A 7,318-nucleotide genomic window follows, 5' to 3' on the forward strand; every position below is an offset into this window, starting at 1 on the left:
GCAGCCAGAGCGCAGCGCCGGCGCAGGAAGCTGGGTGGAAGCCGCTTGGGGGGAGAGAAGAGGCAACGCCTCTCGGCTCCCGCGCCGCCGCGTCCGCGGCGAAGACCGAAGCCCGCCCCTATTCTCCTGGCAGAGCCTCACAGCCTGGATTGCGATCCGGATCAGGCCCGACCCGAGCGTCGCGGATGATCTGCGCCAGGTCCGGGCGCTGCTTCGACAGCCACTCGATGAAGCCAGGCAGGCCCAGCTTGGATGCCTCGCCGAGCAGCCCGGGCACCTCGCTGTGCTGCAGTGCTTCGACCGGGCCTACATGCTCTTGCACGACCACACGGTAGCGCACGTCGAGCTGCCGTGCGTGGCGTCCACCGGCCTGCACGGCTCGCAGCAGGTGCCTGAGGCTCGCCTGCGTACTGATCGCCGGCTCCCTGGTGTCCGCCAGCAGTTCGATCAGGATCTCGATGTTACTCTCGAGCTGCATGCGGTGCGCACGCTCGACCGACAACAGCCGGCGCAGTCTCTGGATCTCCGTCATCGCAAGCCTCGAGCCATCCAAGCCAAGTCGCGCGCAGCCTCGGTGCGGATGACCCCCGCCACCGGGTTGCACGCAGCTGAAACAAGGTCCGATGGACCCGCCAGCCGGACGCCAAAGCACTCGAGAGACGTTACGGTTCTGAATATAGTTGCGTTTTTGAATTCTTAACTATGCCTGCCGCCACGGATATTCCGAGACAATCACCTCTGCACGCATCGTTACGTTTCGGTCATCTCTGTTACAAGGATACGGCCTTCTTCCACGTCGATTTTGCCTCCCGACATGCCGGCAAAGCTGCCCAATGAGCTTGTCACGGGCGTCTCGGCTTGGGCGTGACATTGGACTGTTGCCGGGTTCTACATCCGGTATGGAGCATCACGGCGTCTCGTCGCAGAACCGCTGGCGGCATAACAGTGCCGCCATGATCGTGCGGCGGAGACGAGCCGTCATCTTGCGGACTTGGCGTCTGCAGGCCGGCCTAACTGTCGGGCAGGTGTCGGAGGCGCTTGGCCTTCACTCCACCAAGCTCATCCTGGCGTTGGAGGAAGGCCTTGGCGATCTCGGCGCTCAGAGGGTCCTCAGGCTCGCTCGGATCTACAAGGTAGACCACCCGCTTATGCTTCGTGTCATCCGGACCGGGTCGGCACGGTAGCCTGCTGCAGTGTTGGATACGCAGCCTCTGATAAATCAGGGTCGGTTAACGCTGCCGGATCCAAGACACTTCCCTACCCCACCGCCCGCTCCGCTCCCATCACAACTACCTCTGATCGGGGTCGAACATGCGGGGACTTGTTCCCAGAATGGGAACAGGCTATGGTGCCTCAATGCAAGTGATTGCCTTGCGCAAGCTCAGAGCGTTTTGGGAGACGCACCCCCAGGCTGCGGCTCCGCTGCGTGCATGGTACACCATCGCCTCGCAGGCAGAGTGGACCACGCCAGCTGACATCGGAGCCGTGTTCAACTCGGCGGACTTCGTGGCCGACAACCGCGTGATCTTTGACATCGGCGGCAACAAATATCGCCTGATCGTCCACGTGGCCTACGGCTACAGGCGTGTGCTGATCAAGTTCATCGGCACGCACAAGGACTACGACAAGATCAACCCGGAGGTTGTGTGATGGATATCCGACCGGTGAAGGACGAGGCGTCCTACGACTGGGCGCTGCAGGAGATCGAGCGCTATTTCACTCACCCGCCTGAGCCAAGCACGCCGCAGGCCGACCGGTTTGATGTTCTGACGGCCCTGCTCAGTGCCTACGAGGCAGACATGCATCCGGTGCCGGATGTGAGCCCGGTCGAGGTCATCCGCTTCGTCATGAAGCAGAATGGCTACACCCAGTCAGAGCTGGCCACTGTGCTTGGCTCACGTTCGCGGGCATCGGAGGTCCTGCGTGGACGTCGTAGCCTGAGTGTCGAGATGATCGCAGCACTCAGCCGCGCATGGTCCATTCCTGCAGGGGCGCTACTGCCAAACCGGGCCGCTGCCTAATAACCGAGTGGCAGTAGTGCCTTCCTCGCGGTTGATTGCCGGACGGCTCACGTCCACCACCGGATTACGTGTAGCGGCCCCATGACGCACCAGGTGCTTGAACAGGCTCGACAAATGGCGAGCCCTTCTCGGCTGGGCGCTATTCAATCTTGGCGAAAGTGAGTCAGAAGGAAGCTACAGGCCGTGGCCCCGGGATCGCGGGAGGTCATCGGCGGCCTCTGGGGTGACAGCGCCTGGGGCTATCTGCATATCGAGCTTCTGGTCGTGCCTGAGGCGATGCGTGGCACCGGCATCGGTCGCACCCTCTTGCAACGCGCGGAGGAAGAAGCCCTGTGCCGCGGCTGCCATCAGGTCTGGCTGGACACGTTCAGCTTCCAGGCGCGCGGCTTCTACGAGAAGCTTGGCTACTCGGTGTTCGGCACGCTCGAGGATTATCGCGTCGGGCACAGCCGGATGTTCCTGCGAAAGACGATCGCACCTGCCGCTTCGAGCGCCTTGTGACGACTCTTGCGCTCGTTGGGACAGCAACCGTTCCGGCGCTTATCACGCGTGCTGGCGAGCGGGCCGGCATCCGCTTCCTTGAGTTCTTTGCCTCCACGTTGCGCAACCCGCACACGCGGCGTGCCTACTCCCGGGCCGTGACGGACTTCCTGTGCTGGTGCGAGGAGCACGCGGTGCCGTCGATCGCCGCGGTGCAGCCGCTGCCGTCGCGGCCTGGATCGAGCTGCAGACGCAGGCGCGCTCGGCGCCCACGGTCAAGCAGCAGCTCGCCGCCATCCGCCACCTGTTCGACTGGCTGGTGATGGGTCAGGTGGTGCCGCTCAACCCCGCCGCCTCGGTGCGTGGGCCGGCGCACAGCGTTCGGAAAGGCAAGACGCCGGTGCTGGATCCGGCCGAGGCCCGCACGCTGCTCGACAGTATCGACATCAGCACGCCGATCGGGCTGCGCGACCGGGCGCTGATCGCGCTCATGGTCTACAGCTTCGGGCGGATCGGTGCGGCGTTGGCCATGAAGGTGGAGGACGTCTTCGTGGTGGAAACCGGACATGGCCCTTGATCCCCTGGGGCCGACTTCCACCTTACCACTCCCACTCTTACTGGATCAGATCAGCTTCCTGACCCGCCATCATCAGGAGCGGATATTGACGAGGACTCCATTCTACAAATTCTCGAAACTGGAGATGCTGAGAGTTTCCACCATCTTTTGGCCACCACTATCATTTCTTGTGATCATGATGGGGGCGGTTTTCTATATATCGGGAGAATGGCGGTGTAAGTCAAAGAATTATACTGCTCTGATGTGGTATATCGCTTGCACCAGTCAGCCGGTCAGCAGGAGCAGTTGATCTTATGGTTATGACTCGTCGTGGGCCGCAGCAGTTGCAGACGCCAGCGGACGGGCTCGGTGTGACCGCGCTTTTTTCCGCAATACTATGCCTCGGCTTGGCGACGACCGCCATGCGGGAGGCCTGCGCCGCGGATCCCGTTGTGCCCTTCATGCGCACCCCGAACGCATCGGACATGCGAGTGGCCTTCGCGGCCCGTGGCGATCTTTGGACCGCACCCTTATCCGGTGGCCCGGCGACACGGTTGACGCACGATCCCAGCAACGTCTCCTTTCCGCATTTCTCCCCCAATGGGCGATGGATCGCCTTCACCGCGCAGCGCGCTGGTACGTACGACGTCTACGTGATGCCGGCCAATGGCGGAGTGGAGCGCCGGCTGACATTCATGACCACCACCCCGGCCACAAATAGCGAGGTCGTGGCCTGGACGCCTGACTCCCAAAATGTGGTGTTCTTGTCGTCGATCCGATCGACTTCGTGGAAGATCGCACGCGCGTTCCAGGTGCCGGTGGGCGGCGGATGGCCGCAGCTCCTGGCGCTCGACCATTCGGGTCTGCTGTCGTTCGGCCCCGGCGGCCACGTGATTGCTTTCAACCGGATCTTCCGCAACGCAGCGCTGCCCAAGCGCTATCTCGGCGGCCAGCACCAGAACCTCTACACCTATGACTTTGGCAGCAAACGACTGGACCGCATCACCGACTGGAAGGGCACCGACACCGCGCCGATGTGGTTCGGCCGCACGATCTACTTCCTGTCCGATCGTGGCGCCGGCTTCCGCTCCAACATCTGGGCCTACGACACGGTCACGAAGTCGATCCGCCAGATCACAAACTTCGCTGATTATGACATCGACTCCCCGTCGCTTGGTGGGCGGACCATTACCTTCGCGCAAGGCGGCCTGCTCTACGCACTCGACCTGCCGTCCGAAACGCTGCGGCGCATCAACGTCGACGTGCCCGATGACGGCGCACGCACAGCGCCGAGGTTGATCCCGGCCGCCACGGCGATGCGTGTGGTCGATACGATGCATCATGTCGACTACAGCTTGTCGCCGGACGGAACCGAACTAGCCGTTTCTGCTCATGGCGATCTGTTTGGCCTGCGCGCCGACCGCACATGGCGCGATCTCACCGCAACGCCGGGAGCGGACGAGGACCACCCGTCCTGGTCGCCCGACGGAAGCAGGATCGCCTACGAGACCGATACTGACGGGGAACAGCAAATCGCGATCCGGCCGAGCCGTGGCGGCCCCGAACGAATGCTGACGCACTTCGCCTCCGGCGTCCTTTATACGCCGAGATGGTCGCCGGACGGGTCCCACCTGCTGGTGGCCAGCGCAGCACACGAGCTGTGGCGCCTTTCGACGGACGGCAGTTCGCCGCGTCGGCTGGCAACGGATCCCGAGGCCGAGATCCGCGATGCCGTGTCCTCCCCAGATGGGCGCTGGGTGGCCTATAGCACCCAGCGCTCCAACCGGCAGCGCGCGATCCACCTGCTCGCGCTGCAGGATGGACGCGATACCGTGGTCAGCGCGCCGATGGAAAGCGACCGTCTGCCCTGCTTCTCCGCCGATGGGCGCGTGCTGTTCTTCGTGTCGCAGCGCAACGAACAGCCGATGGTCTCCGATCGTGACGAGGAAACCATTATCGCAACCGTCGATTCAGACGGGATCTATGCGGCCACCATCGATCCTGGCGATCCGTCCCCCCTCGCGACGCACTCGTCCTTGCCGCCGCCGTCCAGCTTCCGCCCCGATCTTGCCGGCCTGATGGCGCGGGCGGTGGCCTTGCCGATCACGCCATCGGTCATCGCCAGTCTGGAGATGAGGGGCAACCAGCTGTTCTACGAGACCAGGCCGCTGCAGCTGATCGACGGCGACCTACCGGGGCAGGAAGGACAGCTGCACGCGTTCGATCTGCCCGGTGGCAATGAACGGGTGGTGGCACGCGGCCTGGACAACCACAGCCTGTCCGCGCGGGGCGACAGCGTCGCCGTTCGGCGCGACGGTGCATGGCATCTGCTTCGAACCGGGGTGGCGCCGGGTCCGGAGGTGGCGCTGGACGTCTCATCGCTGCGCCTTACCGTGGATCCGCGCTTGGAATGGACGGAGATGGTGCGCAATGCCTGGCGGCTGGATCGCGACGTGTTCTTCAGCCGGGTGACGAACGGCACCGACTGGCCGGCGGTGTGGACCGCGTATGCCAAGCTGCTGCCGCATCTCGGCTCCGAGGATGACGTCCGCTATCTGCTGGGGCAGATCCAGGGCGAGCTCGCCAGCTCGCACACGTTCGTCGTCTCGGCGCGCCCAGCTGATCCGCGGCCGCCGGTCCGGGCAAGTTTCCTTGGCGTGGACTACGCGCTCGATCCGGTGTCCGGCCGTTATCGCTTCGCGCACATCCTCGCCGGCGACAACAGTCGCGACGCGTTCCGCAGTCCGCTGACGGCGCCGGGCCTCGGCCTCAGGGAGGGTGACCTGTTGCTGGCGGTGAACGGCCGCGAGCTGCGGGCGCCGGACAACCCGGATGCTTTGCTGCTCGGCGCGGCCGGCCCGGTGACCCTGACGGTCGCGACCTCCGACCACGGGGTGCGACACACTGTCGAGGTGGTTCCGATCGCAGACGAAGAGGCGCTGCGCCGCTTCGACCGCACCATCCGCAGCCACGCCCTGGTCGACCGCCTGTCGAACGGGCGCGTCGGCTACGTGGCGCTCAGCGATTTCGTGGGCGAAGGCTGGGGCGAATTTGTGCGCCAGTTCTATCCGCAGGCGAACAAGCAGGCCTTGATCGTCGACGTGCGCTGGAACATCGGCGGCTTCACCAGCCAGGCGGTGCTGTCCGTGCTGCGGCGCACGTTGGCCGGCGGGTTCGTCAACCGAGAGCGCGCGGTCTCCCCGCTGCCGGTGGCGGCGCCGCCGCGCGACATGGTGACGCTGCTGAACTGGGGCACCGGCTCGGACGGCGACCAGTTCGCGTACTACTTCCGCACCTACGGCCTGGGCCCCCTGGTGGGCACGCGCAGCTGGGGCGGCGTGCAGGGGATCAACCGGCCCTGGTCGCTGATGGATGGCACCGGCCTGCTGATCCCCAAGGACTCACTGGCCGATGCGTCCGGCCGTTGGATCATCGAGAACACGGGGGTGGCGTCGGACGTCGAGGTGGATGACCGGCCCGACGAAGCCGTCAGCGGAGGAGACGTGCAACTCGAGACCGCTGTTAGGGTAGCACTCGACCGCCTTGAGGCACATCCGCCGCAAGCGGCCATCGCACCCGCCGAGCTGCCCGCCTATCCGTCCGCGGGCATCGTGCCGGGGGCCTCGTTCGCGGGATCAGCACGGTGACAGAACGGCCTAGCCTTTGGGCATCGCGCTTGGTCTTGTTCGGGACCTACGGAGAGCTCGAGGCGCGTTGTTGACGAACACCCTGTGGGAAGTCCTCATGCCTTCCGCTTGATCTGTCAGTGCAAAGGCGACGACAAGTGCGTTGAATGGTTCGCGGGACCGCTTCAAGCGGTGTTTGCTTCAAACACACTCATCCAGGTCAGCTGACGCCGTAAAAGTCCGCTTTGGGTCGAAAGCAGAAGACCGTGAACTGCCTGACCTACCTCGCCAGCATCGATTGGCACGGTTAGAATCCGCGGGTCCGCGGATACGATGGTCCTGGTAGGGCCTAGTGCCTACCGTTGAAACCCAACTGAGCCGCAGCACGCCGAAATTGTTGAAGGCTTAGCTGTGCAACCTAGGATGGCTGCTCCCTCGTCAAGATCTGCTGCTCGTTCAGGCAGCGGCTGCGCAATTAGGATCCGGACTCATAACCAGAAGCTGATGGCGGCGGCGAGGTAGACGCTGCTGGCGAAGTTGGTCGCGAGTTTGTCGTAACGGGTAGCGATGCTGCGGTAGTCCTTCAGCCGACAGAACATGCGTTCGATGGCGTTGCGGCGGCGATAGAGCACGCG

At 64.3% G+C, this 7,318-nt stretch carries 8 protein-coding genes; 6 read left to right on the forward strand and 2 right to left on the reverse strand.

Going from position 1 to position 7,318, the window contains the following annotated elements; all coding sequences use genetic code 11:
- Window positions 1-118: 118 nt before the first annotated feature.
- Entirely contained in the window at window positions 119-532 is a 414-nt protein-coding gene (locus FE263_RS21840; protein WP_138328162.1) for a hypothetical protein, read from the reverse strand.
- A 421-nt stretch (window positions 533-953) separates the two neighbouring features.
- Between FE263_RS21840 and FE263_RS23080 the strand changes: the two genes are divergently transcribed.
- From FE263_RS23080 to FE263_RS21865, 6 genes are all read left to right on the forward strand, one after another.
- A complete protein-coding gene (locus tag FE263_RS23080) occupies window positions 954-1,184 on the forward strand; it encodes a helix-turn-helix domain-containing protein (RefSeq protein WP_408886238.1) in 231 nt (76 codons plus the stop codon).
- Between the two features lie 172 nt (window positions 1,185-1,356).
- Window positions 1,357-1,650 carry a type II toxin-antitoxin system HigB family toxin gene (locus tag FE263_RS21845; protein ID WP_138328163.1) on the forward strand — a complete coding sequence of 98 codons (294 nt, stop codon included), beginning with the start codon at window positions 1,357-1,359 and terminating at the stop codon, window positions 1,648-1,650.
- Window positions 1,650-2,021 carry a helix-turn-helix domain-containing protein gene (locus FE263_RS21850; protein ID WP_138328164.1) on the forward strand — a complete coding sequence of 124 codons (372 nt, stop codon included), beginning with the start codon at window positions 1,650-1,652 and terminating at the stop codon, window positions 2,019-2,021. The genes FE263_RS21845 and FE263_RS21850 overlap by 1 nt, the downstream gene beginning before the upstream one ends.
- Before the next feature lie 183 nt (window positions 2,022-2,204).
- Window positions 2,205-2,522: a GNAT family N-acetyltransferase gene (locus FE263_RS21855; protein WP_138328165.1), complete on the forward strand. Its 318-nt coding sequence runs from the start codon at window positions 2,205-2,207 to the stop codon at window positions 2,520-2,522.
- Window positions 2,523-2,679: 157 nt separating this feature from the next.
- Window positions 2,680-3,078, forward strand: coding sequence for a hypothetical protein (locus FE263_RS21860; protein WP_205880502.1), 399 nt, complete (start codon window positions 2,680-2,682; stop codon window positions 3,076-3,078).
- Window positions 3,079-3,611: 533 nt separating this feature from the next.
- A complete protein-coding gene (locus FE263_RS21865; protein WP_171034291.1) occupies window positions 3,612-6,704 on the forward strand; it encodes a S41 family peptidase in 3,093 nt (1,030 codons plus the stop codon).
- 467 nt (window positions 6,705-7,171) lie between these two features.
- Here the strand turns inward: FE263_RS21865 and FE263_RS21870 are convergent.
- The coding region (locus FE263_RS21870) for a transposase (RefSeq protein WP_171034292.1) at window positions 7,172-7,318 on the reverse strand (147 nt) is incomplete at its 5' end.

The sequence above is a fragment of the Lichenicoccus roseus genome (assembly GCF_005844085.1).
Lineage (GTDB): Bacteria > Pseudomonadota > Alphaproteobacteria > Acetobacterales > Acetobacteraceae > Lichenicoccus > Lichenicoccus roseus.